Origin of the sequence: Microcoleus sp. Pol7_B2, assembly GCF_036701035.1 — a bacterium.
Lineage (GTDB): Bacteria > Cyanobacteriota > Cyanobacteriia > Cyanobacteriales > Microcoleaceae > Microcoleus.
The window spans coordinates 15,615-34,705 of the sequence record NZ_JAUBQB010000014.1; the positions used below are offsets into that span (position 1 = coordinate 15,615).

A 19,091-nucleotide genomic window follows, 5' to 3' on the forward strand; every position below is an offset into this window, starting at 1 on the left:
ACAGTTAATTTTAAGTCAAACGAGCCGTACATTCGAGAATTAACTTTTGATTCACCAAAGCAAAAGGCTGAATTTCCAAAGCGCGACGAAAAGCTTGAATAGCATGTATGTATTCTCCCAAGGCAGCGTAGCACAAACCTAGACCGTGCAGCGCCCCAAAATGCACCGGGTTCAGTTTGAGGACGATTTGGCAGTCGTCGATCGACTTTTTATAATTTCCTTGGGTATAGTGAAGTACGGCGCGCCGGTTCCAAGCTTCAGCAAAATCCGGCGCTTCCGCAATCAGTTTCGTCAGCAAATCCAAAGCGTGGTGAACATCGCCTGCATCCAGCGAAACTTGCGATCGCCTGAGAATTTGCATCCCATAGTCACCCTTCTGGTTAAACCAAGTGCGCCAGAGTTCTGTAGTTGCCCGATCGCGCACGCTTTCGTCGGACTTTTTCAAGTCTTCGAGCAGCGCCTTAACAGATAATTCGTCCATAGGTGCGAAGATTGTTAAAAAGATTTTATCAATCAATTTTATCGCGCAAGCGGCAACTTTATTTATTCCACATCCCATGAAGATTTTGATGCTTTCCTCGACTTTTCCCTATCCGCCAAGCCGCGGAGGAACTCAGGTGAGGACGTTTAATTTATTACAATACTTGAGCCAGCGGCATGAGGTAATTCTCGGCACTGTACGATCGCCCGATGTCACCGATGCACAAATCGACACATTGCGCCAGCAAGTCACAGAATTAGCAGTTTTTCCCAACCCGCAAGCACCCCCCCAACCCCCCCTTGTCAAGGGGGGGCTAAGACTCGATCCAGAAGCCGATCGGGATTTTTTGCCTCCCCCCCTTAATAAGGGGGGGACTGAGGGGGGGTTCTCTAAAATAATAGGAAAATTCCAAAGATTTTGTCGATTTTTGCAGTCGGGTACACCTCCCAACGTACTCTCAAGCTACTCCCAAGCAATGCAGAATTGGGCAGACGAATTGGTAACAGCAGGCAAATGCGATGCTGTCACCTGCGAGCACAGCGTTAATGAGATTTACGTGCGTCCAGAATGGCGGCAAAAACTGCTGACAGTGGCAAACATTCACAGTTCCGTTTGGGGAACTTGCAGGGAAATGTTAGCAACCGGCACGTCGGAAAAACCCCTGCGCGATCGACTGAATTTACCGCTACTCGCCCGCTACGAAAAACGCTACTGTTCCAAATTCTCCCGCATTGTTGCGACAACATCCACAGACAGAGAGCAACTCTTAGAATTACTGTTGCCTCCGGTTCAGGTGCGAGGAAAACAAGATTTTTTGGTACCTTCCATAGATGTAATTCCTAACGGCGTAGATTTAACCCAATTTCCGTACCGGTCGATCGATCCGGGAGGACACACCTTAATTTTTGCAGGCGCAATGAACAATTTGCCCAATATTGACGCGGCGCGGTTTCTCAGTTTGCAAATACTGCCGCCTTTGCAGCAGCGGTATCCCGATGCTACCCTCACCCTAGTCGGGGCTTCGCCAGTCCCGGAAGTGCTCGCCTTGGGGAAACTCCCCGGAATTCAAGTAGTAGGTCGGGTGCAAAGGGTGGCAGAATATTTGCATCAAGCTGCTGTTTGTGTGGTGCCGATGCGGATAGGTTTTGGGATTAAAAATAAAACTTTGGAGGCGATGGCGGCGGGAATCCCCGTGGTTGCTAGCGATCGAGGTTTGGAGGGTTTAGGCGTCGATGGCGGCCCACAACCGAGAAGGGCCTTGCGGGCGAACAAAGTTCACGAGTATGTTGAGGCGATTACCAGTTTGTTTGAAAATCAGCAGCTAAGACAGGATCTTTCTGTCAGCGCGCGATCGCTCGTGGAAAGCCAATACACTTGGGATATCATAGGTCGGCAGTACGATCGGCTATTGCAATTTTAAACTCTAAATTCTAAAATCTAAATTCTAAAATGGCATGATGGAACACAAAATTAACCCCTCAAAAAATCGAGCCTTACCCCCAGAAAATCGAAAAGTTGCTCCTCCTCCGACAAGACGCCGTCGCCAAACCCGACGCCCCAAAAATCTTCAAGAGTCCCAGCTTCCAATACATACTCCCCGAACTCGGGCGAGATATCCCTGGAAAAGACTGGTAGCTAATTTGACAGCCCTCAGCGTCTTGGCTGGCTGTGCAGCTTTGATGGGAGGCGGCGCTTGGCTGAGTTATCAGCTAATTGTCGATCCCAATGGCAACAGGTTGATCTCTCAGTTTGTGCCGGAATGGTCGCGCCTGCCTACAGGTAGCAGAAATTCGATCCAAACTCTCGATCAAATCAAAGCCAGCGTCCGCAAATTGGGCTTCGTAACCGGAGAACCCCTGCCGCTTCCCGTCGATCAATCCCGCGATAATTCTATTTCCGATTTGCTATTGCCGGTGATGGTAGAAAGAACTGTTAAGGCTTCTACGGTTTGTACAAATCCTTGCCGCCAAATTCTCGAACTTCGGGTGTACAAGCGAGTACAGTTGCCCGATCGCAGTTCCGATAAAGAGCAGTATTTTCAGTTAGCAAGTTCTGTGAACGTAGAGGGCCCGGCGGAATCTTTTGTGATTGCTTCTTTAGCTGACTCTACATCTGACAATCAAGCCTCGAATCAGTCCCTACCCCTAACAGAACTGCGCCGCTTTGACGGCAAGCCCCCCGCCTCGGGCATTTGGTTTAATGTCAGCGGTCAACTAAAGCGGGGCGACAGGAAAATTCCCTACGGACAAGTCGTTCGCTACAACCCCAGCCAAAATCATTTAATGCCGCTGTTGGAGTGGGCGAGTGCGGCCGGACAACCGCCGAATTGGCAGCAAATTGTTAAGGGGGAAAACCCCCAGTTGGCGATCGACCAAACAGTTGGTTTAGAGCCGCAATTTACCCTTTATCAAATTGGCCCGCGCAAATTTTTGCCGAACCCCGTTCAGTTAACGGCGATTTCTTTAGAAGAAATTGCTTTCAATGACGAGACTTACCAAAATGGGCTGCGACTGGCGAAAAGCGGGCTGTGGTCTCCAGCATTAAATGTCATGCGTTTGGCGAAGGGGAAAGCGGGCAAAAATTGGCCTGCTGTCGCCCAAGCTCAGCTAGAAACGATCGAATTTCACGCTAAAATTACTCGGGCTCAGGCGATCGCATCTTGGGCCAGTCCCGGTCAACAAGTTCTGGCAGAATTGATCGACGGCCGCTGGGCCGAAGCTTTGCAAGTATTTGAAGCCGATCCGAGCAACAGTAACGAAATAGCCACAACCCTCAAAAATGACAGCGGGCGGATCTGGAACCGCATAGACGCCGCCTTGAGAGTAAATGCCGCTGACGCCGATGTCAAGGCTTGGGGTGCTCTGATTGTAGCTTCTCAAGACGGAACTCGCGAGGCGATGAATTGGCTAGACCAGCAATCAGATACTGACAGCGAAACAAGAAGTCGAATTCGGAATTTGGTCAACAAACTTCAGGAAGCAGTTTCTCAGGCTGAAAGTTTAGAAGCCCACAAAAGTCAAATTATGGGTTCTGCTACTTTAATTAGCAGTGTCAATCCCGCTGAGTGGCTGGAACCCGAACCGAACAACGAGTTAAAATTGGCCGGAGAACAAGTTTGGTATCAGGTGCAAGTAGCGAGTTTTTACGACGGTAGCCGCTGGGTTAATTCGCCTTTTTCAGATGTAGAAGTGCGCTCTTTTCCTGCTACTCAAGTTAAGTGGCTCTGGGGGCGGCTGGGATTACTGGCTGACCCCAAGATTAAGATTGAGGTAGCGATGGCTAACGGTCAACAAAGAGTTGCTGTGGGAACGGTGAAAGCAGTGCAGGTTCAAGACGGAAGTCTGCGCTTGCTGGCGGCGGTTGACAAGCGATCGTAATCTGCCAGAAAGCATTCGGCAGATAGAACAGTCCCGGAGGCACTCTTGACACAAAGAAACCGGGGTTTTTTACCGTTTCTGCCGATTGCAACAGAAGTATTTTCGTAAAAAAACCCGGTTTCCTTGCACCCGTGCGTCCAAAACTAGGAATAAGGAAAATGCTTTCTTCTCCCCCTCCCGCAACTCCGAAAGAGGCGCAATCTCACAACTCCTCCCCTCCCCACTTATCGCTATTGGACAACAATGCAGACAAAAATTTTGTTAATTAAATTAACACAAGTTGCACGCGAAAAACCCAGAGCTCTCAAATCGCGCCCTTTTTAGAGAGTGCTGCAATCATCTGGCGTTTCACTGCTTTAGCCCAAAGCTCAAACTCCAAACTGTTGATATTCTGAATTTTCACTTCCTCAACAGGCTGAGTTGGGGCTTCTTTCTGTGCTGTAGTCTCCATTGTTTTTTCCCTCGTCAAAAAATGTTAGTAGTCGATCGCAAACGGTTAGCATCATACATCTATCTTATGAAGTAATCCCTGCAATTAATTACACTAAAGGCAGAGATTTTACCCATAAGATGCAGTAAATACATCTAGATAATGCAATTTACGAATTTAATGTAAGAAACTCCTACAACCCTTGCTCTATATAGGCTTTTCCTGACATTAAAATCTTACAATTCACATTGTATGGCACTATCAAACCACTACTTATGTTAGTAAACTTATTTTTTAATGAATGTATTGGCATATACAGCCCAAAATCCTTTTATTGAATTCACAGAGTGCCGTAAAGCCGATCGCCCGCATCTCCCAGTCCGGGTACAATATAGCCGTGTTCGTCCAAACACTCGTCAACTGCCGCCGTATAAATCTGCACGTCAGGGTGTTGTTCGTGAAAGTGCTTAAGTCCCTCCGGCGCCGCCAGCAAGCACAAGAACTTAATAGACTTCGGATTAACTTCTTTAAGCCTATCCACTGCCGCCACTGCTGAATTACCAGTAGCCAACATCGGATCGACAATTAAAACATCTCGCTGTTCGATATCCTGGGGAACTTTGAAATAATATTCGATCGCCATCCGAGTTGTCGGATCGCGGTACAAACCAATATGTCCTACCCTCGCAGACGGAATCAGTTCTAAAATACTATCTAACAGTCCCTGACCGGCACGCATAATCGAAATAATAACAATTTTCTTTTCTGCAGCCAGCACCGGTGCATTCATTTTGGCGATCGGCGTTTCTATTAGTTCGTATTTTAGCGGCAAATCTCGCGTCACTTCATAGGCTAGCAGCATTCCAATCTCTTTCAGCAATTGGCGAAATTTCGCCGTGCTCGTTTGAGTTTGTCGCATGAGAGTCAACTTGTGCTGTATCAAAGGATGCTCAATGACAGTAACTTTAGCACTCATTTTTTTAAACCATTAATCTGCTTTAGCTTTATTCTAACTTATCAGTCCGTAACCCACTATTGACGCGAAAAAAAAACCGGTTTCTAGCGCCCATGCGTCCAGAAATACTTATATCAAACCCCTATTGAAAACACGAATACCGCGCGAATAAAATTGCTTCTACACTTGCCTTTCATCCGCCCAGGGCGACACTAAGTATGCGAGGTTGGAAAATACACAAATATGTCATTCTCTCGTTTCCTCTCCTTCCCGCACTCTTCCTAAGAACGCAGATCCGGGCGCAAAAGCCTCCCCACTGGTTTCGGTGTCTCGCGCTCCATCCAAGCCGATTAACACTGATCCGGAGTTTCGCCCCGAAATCTTCCGGAACTTTTACCAACAGATATGAATCTTAAGAAGTATCAACAGAAAACCTATTTTTTCGATTAATTCACTAATCGAAAAAACCTGAATAGGAACTGCCCATGAGGTCATAAGCTTGGCTTGACTGGCTTTTCATCTTTCAACATGAAGGCGGTTATATCCAACTTTAAAACGCATTACCGAAATTCAGTTCCATTTTTTTAGGGTGCTCCTAACACACAACTGAACTTATTAAGGAGAACATCCATGAAGTTTGTAAAACTATTGCTAGCTACCGCATTAATGACTGCTTCTATCAGCCCGGCCTTGGCTACTCCTGCCGTTCAAATTTTAGGTGCAAGCTACGGTGGTAGCGGTTGCCCCGATCGCTCCGCCAGCGTCAGCGTCAGCCCCGATGGTCAAGAACTCACCATCCTATTTGATAAGTTTGCAGCCCTGGGAAATGTCTCAACAGAAAGCCGGAAAAGCTGCAATCTGAGCATTCCCATCAAAGTACCCCAAGGCTACCAAATTTCTATCTACGATGCTGATTACCGCGGCTACGTTGCTCCTAAAACCACAGGCAACCTGCGAGCAGAATACTTTTTCGCTGGAGCGCGCGGCCCAGTTTTTAATCGGAATCTTAGCGGCGAAACTAACTACAATGTTCGAGATAGCTTAGCCACTGTAGCTAATGTTTGGTCTCGCTGCGGTGACAGTGTAAATATGAGAGTAAATGCTGCAATGACAGCCCGCGGTGCCGGCATGGCCACCGTTGACTCCTTCGATTTGGCTCATCGCGGTTTAGTTTATCACGTCAAATATCGCACTTGCCGCTAAGCAGCTTGTTGGGAGTGTAGTGTGAGGTATAGTTTTCAGGTTTGAATTTTGAATTTTGAGTTTTAAGTTGGAAGAGGGAATAATTTTCCCTCTTCCTTCTTGCTTCTTCCCTCTTCCTTCTTCCCTCTTCCCTTTTCCTTCTTCCTGACATCCGTTACATCCGTTATAGAATTCGTTGCCGAACTTCCCTCTTCCTTCTTCCCTCTTCCCTCTTCCTTCTTCCTTCTTCCTTCTTCCTTCTAAAACACAGTGCCGTCACTTTCAATCTGAATTGGCGGCCCTCCACCAGCCCTCAATTCGCCCGCAATTTTCCGCCCCGCCGCCCAAGTTCCTCCTTGCAAAATCTTCACCAGCGGCAAGTCTGTCGCACTCAAATGCAGCTTTTCCCGAATAGCTGCGGCAATTTTATCTAAAAGATTCACAGTCAGCGATCGCCATTCCACTATAACTTCCGAACCAGGCAAGTAACTCTGCTCAAAAATAGCCGAATCTTTTGCCCGCAGCAGCCCGATATCCAAACACAAACCGCCGTTGCGGTACTCCGGCAATCCCGTTAACTCATCCAATCCGGCGACTTCTAAACCAAGTTCTTGCAGCGGTTCCAACAGCGAATAAGTCAACCACTGCGATAGTTTGTGAAACGGCACGAATTCATCTCCCAAATTTTCTCCTGTTAAAGCCGGATGCCGCCAAACATCGCCTAAATTAACGCCACCAATTGCATATCTTCCCGGCCAAATTTCCCCAAAACCTGTCAAAACAGCGCTCAATACTTCAGCAGCCTTCACAGTGTTGACTCCAGAAACCCTACTGTCGAGCAAGTATTTTGCCAAATTGCCGGGACGCGGGTTGGCGCTACCAAATAATAATGGATGTTGGCAAATCACCTTCCCCAAACGCTGCAATAATTCTAATCGGCCTGTTAAACCAACTAGCGGATTGTCTCGACTTACCTGAAATCCCGCAGCTAAGGTTTCGAGTTTTAATTGAGAAAGTCCGCGAGAATCAGCTTGCAAAGGAAAATCGGGATTGCTGGAAAAAACACCTTGACAAAACATCCGCAAGCTGGCTATTGCTAACCCTTCAGAACGGCGGTAAACCTGTCCGGTTTCAGGTTCGCAATACTGCCAATCGGCACCAGCACCGGCATCGATCAAAACGCTGACAATTGCTAAATCAAATTTGATCTTAGCTTTTTCCACCGGTGCAAATTCTGCTAAAGCTGCATCCAATTCGGCGAGTCGCGGCAGGTTGCCAGCTTCAAAATGTCGCCAGCGACTGTGAAAGGGAATGTTAAAATCGGGATACTGTTGGCCGGTTGTGGCAATTACATAATTTGCTGCGTTGTCAAGTTGGGATAAATCGACGCGGAAGTAGCGGAGTTTGTCTAGGCGGGCTAAATCAAAAAGCCGATCGCACTTTTGGCGAATAGCAGCCGGCGTTCTCAGATATTCTACTGTCTCAAGTTCAATATTGTGCAACTTCATACAACCAAACAGCGGTAAACATCGTTTTCTTGAAAAAAGTCAAACTGACTGTAATCTAAAAGATTATCTAAAATCGCATTTTTATCGATTTTGATCAGCTTATATTCCCACTTCGACCCGCTGACTTCGCGTTTTATGTGTTCGGAAACTATCACCGAGTTTTTTTCTTTTCCCGGAGATACTATTTTACTTAAATCTTCCAGCCTGTCGGCTATGTGAATATCTTTTCCGTAAGTACAAGACCTAAATATATATAGATTTCCCTTAGCAACTCCCACCGACAAGCCGCAAGGTATTTGATTGGCGTTAATAAAAAGTTTCCAATTCTCACACAGACTTTCCATTGCCGCTAAGGCTGAGTGAGCTTCCGGGAAAGTCAACAAATGCGAATCCCCAACAATACTCCGAATTGTGCCGCCGTATTCTTCGCAAATTGTTTTTTCAAAAGTATCAAAGTTGGTGAGCAAATATTCAACATCTTTGATAGAATTAGATTCTTGATAAGCAATAAAGCCTCTTAAATCTGCTTTAATTATTGCTTGATTCTTGATGATTCGCGTTTTATAACTTTGGTCAACTTTGTATACTTTTTCCGGTTCGCTCATCCCTTTCAAAGAAAACTCGTTGACAAAAGACGTTTGCACTTCTGCTTTGTTGAGCGCCAACCATGCTGCTTGGGACAAATATATTTCATCCGGCGGAGTTACTGATTCTATGCGCGCTGTTAAATTCACAGTATCGCCAAAGATATCTTTATCTTGATGCAAGACATCTCCTAATGTAATCGACACGCGAATAGCCAATCGTTCGTCGTTCGCCTTGCTAGATTGTTGCGCTCTCAATTCTTGCTGCATTTCTATGGCTGCTACTGCCGCTGCTGTGACGCTGGGGAAAATTATCCAAAATGAATCGCCTTCCCCTTTAATTACGCTGCCTTCATTTCTGGCGCTAATATCTGAAACAAAATTTTTATGCTCGTTTAACAAACTACTCAAGTCCGACTGAGATAATTTTTTGACTCTTGCGGTATATCCGCAAATATCTGTTTTTACGATCACACTAGAACGCAAATTAGCCATAACCTACCCTGACTGATCAAAAACCAGCAATAAATTTTATTTAGCAAAGACGCGATTGTTCGCATCCCATCGGTCGCGTCTTTGCCCTCTTAATCTCCTAAATCGCGTCCGATCGCTTCTGCAAGAATTGTAGCATCTGGCACCGGGTCTGGCGTGTAGTAGCCGGCGGCTTTTTTGGCGACAATTTCGACTTGTGCGTCTGCAGGAATCCAATCTTCTGGAATGGGAATGCGATCGATTACCTGAATGCCAGAATTGATAATCGCATTGTATTTCATATCGCTCATAGAAACTAAACTGTCAATTCGAGAGATCCCCAACCAGTGCAGCACGTCTGGCATTAGTTCTTGAAACCGCATATCTTGAACTCCCGCAACACATTCAGTGCGCGTAAAATAGGCATCAGCGCGATCGCCGCCTTCCTGCCGTTTTCTGGCATTGTACACCAAAAACTTAGTCACTTCCCCCAACGCTCTCCCTTCCTTGCGGAAGTAAACTATTACCCCAGAACCGCCTGATTGTGCCGTTTGGATGCAAATTTCCATCCCGTGTACCAAATAAGGGCGACAAGTGCAGATATCGGAACTGAAGACATCTGAACCGTTGCATTCATCATGTACACGTACCGCCAACTGCTTATCCGGGTCAGAAATATTCGCGACATCGCCAATAATATAAACCGTAGTTCCGCCAATTGGCGGCAAGAAAACCTGTAAGTCTGGCCGCGTCACTAAATCCGAGAACATTCCGCCTGTTTGCTCAAACAGGACACGGCGGAGAACGCTTTCTTGAGCCCCAATCCGCCGAGCAATTCCCGGCAAATACCAAACCGGGTCGATCGCAATTTTAGTTACTGCTAAATTGCCACCTGCTTTAACTATTTTGCCATCAATTTGCACTCGCCCCTTAGCGATAGCATCTTGCAATTCCGGCATATTAATGTGAGCTTTAGTGACAGCAATTGTCGGTCGAATATCGTATCCTTGCTGGAGAAATGAAGTATAAACTTCGCTGACCAAACCCCCAAAGGGATCGAGAGAAACAATCAAATTGCGATCGCCCCAACTCGGGTGCGGCCCGATGTGTGCGGCCGGAGAGGTGTTGGTAAAATCGGGGCGGTGATCTGCTTGCAATGCCCCGGAAGCCACTGCTAGCGCGCGATAAACAGAGTAGGAACCCGAATGAGTGCCGATCGCATTCCGGTGAGACGATTTGGTGAGGCTACCAATCACAGGCCCCCGTTTCAGCGGATCGATTTCTCCCCAGTAAATGGGATGAGGTTTTGTGCCGGATCTGTCGGGATGGGATGTTAAAACTATATGCTTGGGTTTTGACACAGTTGTTTTTGGCTCTTGCTATGGATGGTGCTGTTAGTTGAAAGTGAAATTGCAATTTGAAGCAGTGATTTATGATAGCAAAAGGATTCAGGCTCTGGAATTATCCGGCATAGCCAAACTTGTGACGCTGATTTTCGCGCTGTCCTGAAAATATAAAAATTTTGCCTAAGTGCTTCAGTGATTAGGGCGAGAGTACCAACAGCAAAGCTACCTATTTAATCCAAGTTTCTCTAGCATTTATATTTTCTTTCTGCATGATATTTGTTTAACTAACCGCAGAGGGCGCAGAGGGCGTAGAGAATCTAGAAAAGAGAGAAAGAGGAAAAGAGAGATGTTCACAATTCCTGCAAGGGTTGTTATAGTTACAACTGGTAGCCAGTAATTATCAACAAAATACTAACTCACAAAATTAATGTTGCCAAGTACATCTAATTATTTGCTCAAAAATGGTCGCGTACCCGCGTCTCTTCTAGAGATGAAATCGATCGCGCCCTCAGCTTCTACTGTGGCGACAACGGGGAGTGAGAACAATTTTTGTTTGGTGGATTTGGAAATTGCAGCAGGGGCGATCGCCCAAATTATCCCAGCAGGTACAAAATTTGTATCCTCCTCTGGAGATATCCCAGTTATAGATTTGCAGGGCGGCTTAATCTGGCCTTGTTTTGTGGATATGCACACCCATTTAGACAAAGGTCACATTTGGGAACGATCGCCCAATCCCGATGGAACTTTTGCCAGCGCGATCGAAGCGGTATGCGCTGATGCCCAAAAAAACTGGAATGCAGAGGATGTTTATCGGCGAATGGAGTTTGGCCTCAAGTGCAGCTACGCCCACGGAACCAAGGCCATCCGCACTCACATCGACAGCGCGGGCGAACAGGGAACCGTTAGTTTAGAAGTATTTGAAGCGCTGCAAGCCGAATGGGGCGATCGGCTGATCTTGCAAGCAGTTTCCCTGGTTTCCCTCGACTATTACCTGACACCCGCAGGCGAAAAATTAGCCGATCGCATTGCCCAAATTGGCGGCATTCTCGGTGGCGTCGCCTATATGAATCCCGACTTAGACAAACAACTCGATCGAGTTTTTGCCTTAGCCAAAAAACGAAATTTAAACCTCGACTTCCACACCGACGAAAACGACGATCCAGATTCAGTAACATTGCGGGAAGTCGCAAAAACCGCCATCCGCCATGAATTTGGGGGTCAAATAATCTGCGGACACTGCTGTAGTTTAGCCGTACAACCGTCAGATTTAGTAACAGGAACTCTGGAATTAGTCAAGGAAGCAAATATTGGCATTGTCAGCTTGCCGATGTGCAACCTTTACCTGCAAGACCGAGAATCTCAGCATACACCGCGCTGGCGGGGAGTGACACTGCTGCACGAACTCAAAGCAGCAGGAATTCCCGTTGCAGTTGCTAGCGACAATTGTCGCGATCCGTTTTACGGCTTTGGCGACCATGATGTTTTGGAAGTTTTTAATATGGCAGTCCGCATCGCTCATTTAGATAGGCCTTATGGAGACTGGCCCTGTGCAGTTACAAAGACTCCAGCCGATTTAATGGGATTGCCGAATTTAGGACGAATTGCAGTGGGTTTACCTGCTGATTTGATTTTGTTTAAGGCGCGGAATTTCAGCGAATTGTTATCTAGAGCGCAAGGCTATCGCACAGTTTTGCGGCAGGGCATTAAAATTGATACAACTTTGCCCGATTACCGCGAACTCGATGATTTATTAGCAACTTAAATCTGACATTTTGCATCAATCTCAAGAACAGACAAGATGCCTGTTCCACAAAAGATGAATTTTCTTTCTACTCGTTACTAGGCTCTGCCTGGTAACGTATATCTGGAGGCTCTGCCTCCAATTTTCCTGGGCGTAATGCGAGGTAGAGCCTCTAAATCTCGGTTCCCGGGCAGAGCCTAGGAACCAGTTAAACAGGCACTATAAATTATCAACAAACGTCCCTTCTCTTTTCTTCATTCGCGTACTTCGCATCTTCGCGGTTCGTTCAAAAAAATATCTTTCACCAAGCATTTAGCATTGCTATCTTGTCAACTTGCGACTAATTTGATATAAATATAAAAGCTAATTTTATTGAGGATGTTTTAAGTGAAAGCAGTTATTTTATTGTCGGGAGGGCTGGATTCCTCAACAGTTTTGTATCAAGCCAAAGCCGACGGCTGCGAGTGTTACGCTATTTCCTTTGACTACAAGCAAAGACATCGGCGGGAGTTGGAATCAGCAAGGGCGATCGCACTTGCTGCAGGCGTTAAGGCACATCAGATAGTAAACTTTGACTTAACACTGTGGGGCGGTTCGGCTTTGACGGATAATGAGATGGAATTGCCGATCGATCGCAATCTTGCAGAAATGTCCCAAAACATCCCAATTACCTACGTTCCTGCTAGAAATACGATCTTTCTCAGCTTTGCCCTCGCCTACGCAGAAACTCTAGAAGCCGACCGCATTTACATCGGTGTCAACGCTTTAGATTATTCCGGCTATCCCGACTGCCGCCTCGATTACATCCAAGCCATGCAGGAAGTATTTCGGTTAGGAACAAAGCAGGGCAGAGAAGGAAATGCTATTAATATTATCACACCTCTGATCGAACTTAAAAAGACAGAAATTATTCAATTAGGCAACCAATTAGGAGTACCTTGGGAGCAAACTTGGTCTTGCTACGCAGGCGGGGAAAAAGCCTGCGGCGTTTGCGATTCTTGTCGGTTGCGGCTGGTGGCTTTTGAGGAATTGGGGCTGAAAGATCCGGTGCCTTATGCTTAAACAGTATTCCGACTCGGCGGTTGAAAGCGTTCCTCCATAAACTCTCGTCCCTCTCTAAGAGACTAAAGAATAAACGGGGTTGCTAACTCAGATTTGGTATAAAAAATTGCGCTATTTCGATCGCCCTTTTCATCAAAATCTTAATGAGACAATTTTGCCACACTACTCAACCCGCTATTCTTTCGCCCTTTCCCCACAATTTCCCCATCGGCTGCTGCAATTTCATCTAAAGCTCGATCGCCCGCAGCGTCTTCCAACAAGTGAATTTGAAGTTGATCCAACCGCGGCCCGGACACAGAAACAACCGTAAGTTCCACATTTTCACCGCGCCAAACTTCTCCCACAGCCGGCATTCTTTGCAACTGATAGCTCAAAAAACCTCCGATTGTCTGATATTCGTCCGTTACTGGCAAATCCAAATTCAATATTTGATTCACATCATCTAAATTTAACTGCGCTTGCACTAAATAAGTGCGATCGTCCAATACTTGCAAAGCAATTTCTTTGCTGTCGGGTGACTCGTAGCTGCGACCGATAATTTCGGCTATCAAATCCCTCAGTGTCACTAACCCGGAAATGCCACCAAATTCATCGACTACGATCGCAATTTCTTCCGACGAACTCTGCATCAAAGGCAGCAGTTCCCCCAGGAGCATCATCTCCGGCACAAACCTCACCGAATCCATCCAAGGTAAAATTGGCGTGTCGGGAGATAGCAAACCTTCAGCTAGGGGTTTTGCAAGTTGTTTGAAGCCAATAATCCCAATAATGTCGTCTAAAGAATCTCCCGTCACGGGATAGCGGGAATGGTGAGAAATCGCCATTTCGTCGAGCAAAGTTTGAAAGGTGGCTGTCTTGGGAAGTGCGACAATGCTAGGCCTCGGCACCATTACTTCTTCTACCCAAACTTCGCCAAATTCAAACACGTTGTTGAGCAATTCTCGCTTTTCTGCTTCCAAGCCGCTGGATTCGCTGGAAGTAGCTATAATTAATTGCAGTTCTTCGGGAGTAACCGGGCGATGCCTTAGATCGTATTCGATCCCCGCAAACCGCAAGAGCGATCGAGTGGATTGATTGAGAAACGACACAAAGGGATTGAACAAACGGGCAATCAATAAACTCGGAGGCCCTAAAGTTCTGGCTAGCTGTTCGGAATACAGCAACGCTACAGATTTGGGAAAGAGTTCGCCGAGTACGATTTGCAGGTAAGCTAGCAACAAAAAAGTTACTATTGGTATGCTAAAAGAATGGGCGATCGCCGACTTGATGTAAATTGGCAGCGGCAAATAGCCGAGCGACATTCGGACTAGCACGGCGATCGTACTTTCCCCAATCCAGCCGAGAGCTAAACTAGAAAGAGTGATTCCCAACTGCATTGTCGAGAGCAATCGCTCGATACTTTGCTGCAAAGATTGCACAGTTAAAGCTGCAACGTCGCCAGCTTCCACTAACTGATTGATGCGCGATCGGCGTACCGTCACCATCGAAAACTCAGCCGCCACAAAAAAAGCATTAATCGCAATCAGCAACAGCACTGACAGCAACCGCGACAGCACCTCTGTCGAACTCATCGCGGGTAAATCAGATATCTCCTGCACTCTCGCCCCTAAAAGTGACACAATGCTCCCTAAAAAAACTTTCTCGATCAAACCTGAGAATCTGTCTGCAGGTTTGGTCTTCTTTTATTTTACTTCGCCACTGGAATGCCAGATATTTGCAACTGAAGTTTTTGACCTGGATAATCTGTCAGCGTCAGCGAAACTTCTTTAGCATTTTCCAGCAAAGCTGTGGGAATACTCACCGTACCGTAATACACCTGCCCGTTGGGGGGCAGTTCCGAGGGCAAATCCTCGGCAGTCGCGCTCAGGGCCCGACCGCGATCGTCAGTAACGTTCAAGAAACTGTAGAGAAACCTCACAGCTTGCGAGCCTTCATTTTTCATGCTCACGTCTAGCAGCATGGAATTGTTGCGCTGACTGGCCGCGCTCACTTCCAGGGTTATTCCCCCGTCGCGACTGTTCAGGGGAAACTTGGCGCTGGCATTTTGTGCAGCGGGTTTTTTTGCCGCGGCTGGTTTAGAGCTTGCCTTCTCTGTTTTAGTATTTGCTTGAGCCGTTTTTTCTGGATCGCGACCTTCTACCCGTGCTTTGACGGTTGTGAGAATGTCTTTTTCTTTCAAAATGCTCACTTGGTCTTTGCTAGCCGTCTTTCCAGGCTTGCCGCTGCCAGCATTGTTGCTGGGACGAACATCGGGTTGAGTCGTTCCTTGCAAGGCTTCGCGACCTATAGTAAATCCCCAAACAGAACTCGTCACGCCTGCTCCAAACATCAGAGCCAGCAGAATAAGAGTCAGCACTACCGTCGAATTCACTGCCATTGCCTATAAGAAGTTTATGCCGAGTCCTAGAAACTGCTTTGTCCGGTCGATCGGCTTGCCTAACATTGGCTAACAGGCGATCGGGACTCAGCAGATCTAAAGATTTTGATTTTTGTTCTCTAGTTCTAGCACGGACTGAGAAATTATGTTATAATTCATTTTGAGTTAGATCGAAGAAATCGATTTAACGGCAGTTGGCCGAGCGGTTTAGGCAGCGAACTCATAATTCGCCCCAGGCAGGTTCAACTCCTGCACTGCCGATTTAAAATCAATCACGACGCTCCGCGCTCTTGCTAAAAACCAGGTTTCTTCCCAGATACCAATCCTGGACGGATGGGCGACTAGAAACCGGGTTTCTACAAAAATTTTGCCAGCAGTAACGAAAAAAATACCAAGAAACCTCATTTGTGAGGTCGCAAGTGCGATCGCCAACTAGAAATTTGGTCGATCGACTCGCTCGTGAGATCGATGGCGATCTCAAGATCTCGCACTGCACATCGTACAGCACTCCAAAAATTATTATTCCGATGCAAAGGTCAACGATATCAACCCTTAATTAACTCCACTCCGTCGCGCCCGTCGAGTTCTTGAACGTAAACCTTAACTTGTTCTTCCTTTGCAGTCGGCAACTTTTTACCCGTAAAATCCGGCTGAATCGGTACTTCTCGGTGGCCGCGATCGACTAATACCGCCAACCAAATTTTCTCCGGCCGCCCGTAATCGTTTACCGCATTCAAAGCGGCTCGAGTCGTTCTGCCTTTATATATAACGTCATCTACCAACACCACGGTTTTGCCCGTCAAATCGAAAGGAATTTCTGTTTTAGCCGGTGTCCGCATCGCAACTCGATCCAAGTCATCTCGGTAAAAGGTAATATCTAAAGCGCCCACGGATACTTTGACTTGTTCGAGGACTTCAATTTGATCTGCCAAAATTTGAGCTAAAGGCACTCCTCTACTATGAATGCCCAACAGCACTAACTCCGAGGGGTTCCCTGATTTTTCAACAATCTGGGAAGCGACGCGGGTGAGAGTGCGCCTCACTTCATCAGGGGATAAAATTTCGATAATTTTAGTCATGGGTTGCTGCGAGCTAATTGTTGGCTGTTGGCATATCGAACAATTTGAGATTTTAGATTGTAGATGGACTTGACAGATGAATCTGAGGGTTTGAACAAAGGTCAAAACTTTTTTTGCTGCTGTCGGTGGCTAATCTGTGTCTTCTGCAGGACTTACCCCGAACGGATGAAAAGCAGATGCTGCGATTGCTTAGCCGAAGGCGAACAATGACAGAAATACGTTATTTATGTCTCCTGGAGTGTTCGGGTGAGGTCATCAGTTAACGGCTCAAACCTAATAAGGTATAAAAAAGCAATGATAGTCCCAACCAAATCAGAAAGCAATACCGAGTTAATCGCAATGCTTGGCAAATTAGCGGCGCTGTGATAGGGTGAACCGGCTCACCTAACAGCGGTTTGTGTTTGAGAACTCCGCGATAGGAATTAGTACCTCCTAGTTGCACTCCCAAGATGGCGGCGTAAACGCACTCGCTCCAACCGGAATTGGGACTGGCATCTTTAACAGCATCTCTCTGACAAATCTGCCAAATGTAAATCGGTTTGCCAGATATAACGGCTAAAGTAATCACTGTTAGCCGGCAAGGAATCCACGTCAGCACGTCTTCTAGTTTGGCGCTAAACCATCCTAAATCTGTGTATGGCGCTTCTTTGTAGCCGATCGTAGAATCTAATGTGCTGGCTGCTTTGTAAGCGATCGCCAAGGGGACTATAGCACTCGCCCACATCGAGTTAGGCTCGATCGGGGCAGCGGTAACACTTAATAATAGATGCGGCAGAGCGAACCCAAGTAAGGCATAAAATAGCGGTGCTGTCACGCCATCGACTGCATTCTCTGTTACAGTTTCTAACAATGCTCGCAGAATTTCTGGCTCGGATAAGTTTTCGGTATCCCGGCCCACGTAAAGGCTCAACCTTTCTCGCGCCTTGACTAAATCTCCAACATTTAAAGGTGCTAGCACATCCTCCGCAGCCGCCCTCAAACTGCGGCCTGCAAAACAGCTTGCCAGCAAAATGGTCTGTATGGCAATACCTAAAAGAGGATGCACCCAATTAGCAGCTTGGGCGATCGACCAACTGACAGTATAACTGCCTACAATCAGCCCGATCGCTAGTATTGTACCAGCACATCGTAGCAGCAGTTTGTGCCGGTCGCCAGCGGGACGGTCCTCTGCTTCAGGCATTTTGCCTGCGGGATTATTCCATATATTAAAGACAAGTCGAGTATAGCGGTCGATCGCCCAACCCATCGCCTGCACGGGATGTGGCCAACCCCAAGGATCGCCGATCAAATAATCCAACACCGCAGCTAAAATCAAAACAGGAAATTCATCCGGCATCATTATATATTTTGTCAAACTTGATAGTCCGTCCGACCAGGAGCGATCGTCCGGGTAGCGCAGGTTTTAACTGCTGCTACCTTTGGGGACTTTAATTTTTTAGCAGCAATTTTAACTGCTGAGATTACTTTCGTCGCGCAGCAAGTGTACGTTCTCCTCCCAATTAACACCGTCAAAGGGTAGAATCTCAAAGTGTTTGATGGCATCGTCGTCAAGACAGCGGACGTTGACATCGAATTGATCGGGATGCGATCGGGGGCGATAGAACGAGTGAATGCCGCAAATTCCGCAGAAAGTATGTTGAGCAGTTCCTGTATTAAATGTATAGGTGGTCAAAACATCTTGGCCACTGAGCAAGGTAAAACGTTCCGGCGGCACAATGAGGTGCAAAAATCCCTTCTTTTTGCAGATAGAGCAGTTGCAATCTGATGCTTCGTGTTTGTCAACGGCGACACGGAAGCGGACAGCTCCGCAGTGACAGCCGCCAAAGTAAGTAACAAGTGTTGCGTCCATGTGTGATTGCTGGCGATCGAATGAATGAACTTACCATTTAAATGATAAAGCTAGTTTCTTCCCCAAGAGCCGCTTGCCAACTGCGGACATCATAGTATAAGTCTTCGAGGGAAATACTGTACAGCGCTTCGGCAAGTTTTTTGTGCAATCGGTTCCACAAACTGAATGTTACCCAGTCCTCTGCTTGCGTCGCGTCGGGGAAATGTCGAGGTAAAGGTTCAATAGTTTCACCTACAGCCTCTAAGATTTGTCCTAAAGAGATTTGAGCGGGCATGCGGGCTAATTGATATCCTCCTTGGGAACCCCGAACAGATTGGACTAAACCGGCTCGTCGCATTTCAATCAGCAATTTTTCTAGATACGGAGCAGGTAACTCCTGTCGCTTCGCTATCGATTTCACCGATGTCGGGCCATAGCGAGGTTGCAAACTTAGATCCAGTAATGCTTTGACACTGTAGTGTCCGCGTGTGGTTAACTTCATGGGATTTTAAGAGCGGGGCAAATATTTAGCTAGCTGATAGCTGATAGCTTATGCTACCGAGTTTAGAGATTGCTCGCACCGGCTGCAGCTACTCCTCAAGAAAGACTGCAGGTTATTAAAAATATTTAGATAATAGTGGTTAACAATTGAGCCGATCGGTGTAATATG

At 46.8% G+C, this 19,091-nt stretch carries 17 protein-coding genes and 1 tRNA gene; 6 read left to right on the forward strand and 12 right to left on the reverse strand.

Going from position 1 to position 19,091, the window contains the following annotated elements:
- Positions 1 to 10 precede the first annotated feature (10 nt).
- Entirely contained in the window at positions 11 to 481 is a 471-nt protein-coding gene (locus tag QUA57_RS08050; RefSeq protein WP_333060215.1) for a tetratricopeptide repeat protein, read from the reverse strand.
- A gap of 76 nt (positions 482 to 557) precedes the next feature.
- On the opposite strand from QUA57_RS08050, the gene QUA57_RS08055 reads away from it, so the two are divergent.
- On the forward strand, positions 558 to 1,901 hold the full coding sequence (locus QUA57_RS08055; RefSeq protein ID WP_333060216.1) for a glycosyltransferase family 4 protein: 1,344 nt from the start codon (positions 558 to 560) through the stop codon (positions 1,899 to 1,901).
- 34 nt (positions 1,902 to 1,935) lie between these two features.
- Positions 1,936 to 3,858: a hypothetical protein gene (locus QUA57_RS08060; RefSeq protein WP_333060217.1), complete on the forward strand. Its 1,923-nt coding sequence runs from the start codon at positions 1,936 to 1,938 to the stop codon at positions 3,856 to 3,858.
- Positions 3,859 to 4,162: 304 nt separating this feature from the next.
- Here the strand turns inward: QUA57_RS08060 and QUA57_RS08065 are convergent, their stop codons facing one another.
- On the reverse strand, positions 4,163 to 4,309 hold the full coding sequence (locus tag QUA57_RS08065; protein WP_332946242.1) for a hypothetical protein: 147 nt from the start codon (positions 4,307 to 4,309) through the stop codon (positions 4,163 to 4,165).
- Positions 4,310 to 4,628: 319 nt separating this feature from the next.
- A complete protein-coding gene (gene upp / locus QUA57_RS08070; RefSeq protein WP_333060218.1) occupies positions 4,629 to 5,264 on the reverse strand; it encodes a uracil phosphoribosyltransferase in 636 nt (211 codons plus the stop codon).
- A 609-nt stretch (positions 5,265 to 5,873) separates the two neighbouring features.
- Here upp and QUA57_RS08075 point away from each other — a divergent pair.
- Positions 5,874 to 6,446, forward strand: a complete 573-nt coding sequence (locus tag QUA57_RS08075) for a DUF4360 domain-containing protein (protein WP_333060219.1) — start codon at positions 5,874 to 5,876, stop codon at positions 6,444 to 6,446.
- 239 nt (positions 6,447 to 6,685) lie between these two features.
- On the opposite strand, the gene QUA57_RS08080 is transcribed toward QUA57_RS08075, so the two are convergent.
- The 3 genes from QUA57_RS08080 to QUA57_RS08090 form a co-directional block, all read right to left on the reverse strand.
- Entirely contained in the window at positions 6,686 to 7,933 is a 1,248-nt protein-coding gene (locus QUA57_RS08080; RefSeq protein ID WP_333060220.1) for a URC4/urg3 family protein, read from the reverse strand.
- Positions 7,930 to 9,012: an adenylate/guanylate cyclase domain-containing protein gene (locus tag QUA57_RS08085; RefSeq protein ID WP_333060221.1), complete on the reverse strand. Its 1,083-nt coding sequence runs from the start codon at positions 9,010 to 9,012 to the stop codon at positions 7,930 to 7,932. The genes QUA57_RS08080 and QUA57_RS08085 overlap by 4 nt, the downstream gene beginning before the upstream one ends.
- Positions 9,013 to 9,101: 89 nt before the next feature.
- Complete coding sequence (locus QUA57_RS08090; RefSeq protein WP_333060222.1) at positions 9,102 to 10,349, reverse strand: GTP cyclohydrolase II; 1,248 nt, start codon at positions 10,347 to 10,349, stop codon at positions 9,102 to 9,104.
- A gap of 412 nt (positions 10,350 to 10,761) precedes the next feature.
- Between QUA57_RS08090 and QUA57_RS08095 the strand changes: the two genes are divergently transcribed.
- Positions 10,762 to 12,096 carry a cytosine deaminase gene (locus QUA57_RS08095; protein WP_333060223.1) on the forward strand — a complete coding sequence of 445 codons (1,335 nt, stop codon included), beginning with the start codon at positions 10,762 to 10,764 and terminating at the stop codon, positions 12,094 to 12,096.
- A 366-nt stretch (positions 12,097 to 12,462) separates the two neighbouring features.
- Positions 12,463 to 13,137 carry a 7-cyano-7-deazaguanine synthase QueC gene (gene queC / locus QUA57_RS08100; RefSeq protein WP_333060224.1) on the forward strand — a complete coding sequence of 225 codons (675 nt, stop codon included), beginning with the start codon at positions 12,463 to 12,465 and terminating at the stop codon, positions 13,135 to 13,137.
- Positions 13,138 to 13,277: 140 nt separating this feature from the next.
- On the opposite strand, the gene QUA57_RS08105 is transcribed toward queC, so the two are convergent.
- Together QUA57_RS08105 and QUA57_RS08110 are read right to left on the reverse strand one after the other, a co-directional pair.
- Positions 13,278 to 14,708: a hemolysin family protein gene (locus QUA57_RS08105; protein ID WP_333251034.1), complete on the reverse strand. Its 1,431-nt coding sequence runs from the start codon at positions 14,706 to 14,708 to the stop codon at positions 13,278 to 13,280.
- A 116-nt stretch (positions 14,709 to 14,824) separates the two neighbouring features.
- Positions 14,825 to 15,514, reverse strand: coding sequence for a hypothetical protein (locus QUA57_RS08110; RefSeq protein WP_333060226.1), 690 nt, complete (start codon positions 15,512 to 15,514; stop codon positions 14,825 to 14,827).
- A 188-nt stretch (positions 15,515 to 15,702) separates the two neighbouring features.
- Here QUA57_RS08110 and QUA57_RS08115 point away from each other — a divergent pair.
- Positions 15,703 to 15,775, forward strand: a tRNA-Ile gene (locus QUA57_RS08115).
- A gap of 284 nt (positions 15,776 to 16,059) precedes the next feature.
- Here the strand turns inward: QUA57_RS08115 and pyrR are convergent.
- The 4 genes from pyrR to QUA57_RS08135 all read right to left on the reverse strand — a co-directional run bounded on the left by pyrR (position 16,060) and on the right by QUA57_RS08135 (position 18,923).
- Positions 16,060 to 16,593, reverse strand: a complete 534-nt coding sequence (gene pyrR, locus QUA57_RS08120) for a bifunctional pyr operon transcriptional regulator/uracil phosphoribosyltransferase PyrR (RefSeq protein ID WP_333060227.1) — start codon at positions 16,591 to 16,593, stop codon at positions 16,060 to 16,062.
- Positions 16,594 to 16,852: 259 nt separating this feature from the next.
- Complete coding sequence (gene cbiB / locus QUA57_RS08125; RefSeq protein ID WP_333060276.1) at positions 16,853 to 17,932, reverse strand: adenosylcobinamide-phosphate synthase CbiB; 1,080 nt, start codon at positions 17,930 to 17,932, stop codon at positions 16,853 to 16,855.
- A gap of 108 nt (positions 17,933 to 18,040) precedes the next feature.
- Entirely contained in the window at positions 18,041 to 18,442 is a 402-nt protein-coding gene (locus QUA57_RS08130; protein WP_333041192.1) for a GFA family protein, read from the reverse strand.
- 37 nt (positions 18,443 to 18,479) lie between these two features.
- Positions 18,480 to 18,923: an Rrf2 family transcriptional regulator gene (locus QUA57_RS08135; RefSeq protein ID WP_333041193.1), complete on the reverse strand. Its 444-nt coding sequence runs from the start codon at positions 18,921 to 18,923 to the stop codon at positions 18,480 to 18,482.
- Positions 18,924 to 19,091 lie beyond the last annotated feature (168 nt).

Coding starts and splice junctions, on each gene's coding strand:
- QUA57_RS08050 (WP_333060215.1), bottom strand. CDS start 481: ATGGACGAATTATCTGTTAAGGCGCTGCTCGAAGACTTGAAAAAGTCC.
- QUA57_RS08055 (WP_333060216.1), top strand. CDS start 558: ATGAAGATTTTGATGCTTTCCTCGACTTTTCCCTATCCGCCAAGCCGC.
- QUA57_RS08060 (WP_333060217.1), top strand. CDS start 1,936: ATGATGGAACACAAAATTAACCCCTCAAAAAATCGAGCCTTACCCCCA.
- QUA57_RS08065 (WP_332946242.1), bottom strand. CDS start 4,309: ATGGAGACTACAGCACAGAAAGAAGCCCCAACTCAGCCTGTTGAGGAA.
- upp (WP_333060218.1), bottom strand. CDS start 5,264: ATGAGTGCTAAAGTTACTGTCATTGAGCATCCTTTGATACAGCACAAG.
- QUA57_RS08075 (WP_333060219.1), top strand. CDS start 5,874: ATGAAGTTTGTAAAACTATTGCTAGCTACCGCATTAATGACTGCTTCT.
- QUA57_RS08080 (WP_333060220.1), bottom strand. CDS start 7,933: ATGAAGTTGCACAATATTGAACTTGAGACAGTAGAATATCTGAGAACG.
- QUA57_RS08085 (WP_333060221.1), bottom strand. CDS start 9,012: ATGGCTAATTTGCGTTCTAGTGTGATCGTAAAAACAGATATTTGCGGA.
- QUA57_RS08095 (WP_333060223.1), top strand. CDS start 10,762: ATGTTGCCAAGTACATCTAATTATTTGCTCAAAAATGGTCGCGTACCC.
- QUA57_RS08105 (WP_333251034.1), bottom strand. CDS start 14,708: ATGAGTTCGACAGAGGTGCTGTCGCGGTTGCTGTCAGTGCTGTTGCTG.
- QUA57_RS08110 (WP_333060226.1), bottom strand. CDS start 15,514: ATGGCAGTGAATTCGACGGTAGTGCTGACTCTTATTCTGCTGGCTCTG.
- pyrR (WP_333060227.1), bottom strand. CDS start 16,593: ATGACTAAAATTATCGAAATTTTATCCCCTGATGAAGTGAGGCGCACT.
- cbiB (WP_333060276.1), bottom strand. CDS start 17,932: ATGATGCCGGATGAATTTCCTGTTTTGATTTTAGCTGCGGTGTTGGAT.
- QUA57_RS08130 (WP_333041192.1), bottom strand. CDS start 18,442: ATGGACGCAACACTTGTTACTTACTTTGGCGGCTGTCACTGCGGAGCT.
- QUA57_RS08135 (WP_333041193.1), bottom strand. CDS start 18,923: ATGAAGTTAACCACACGCGGACACTACAGTGTCAAAGCATTACTGGAT.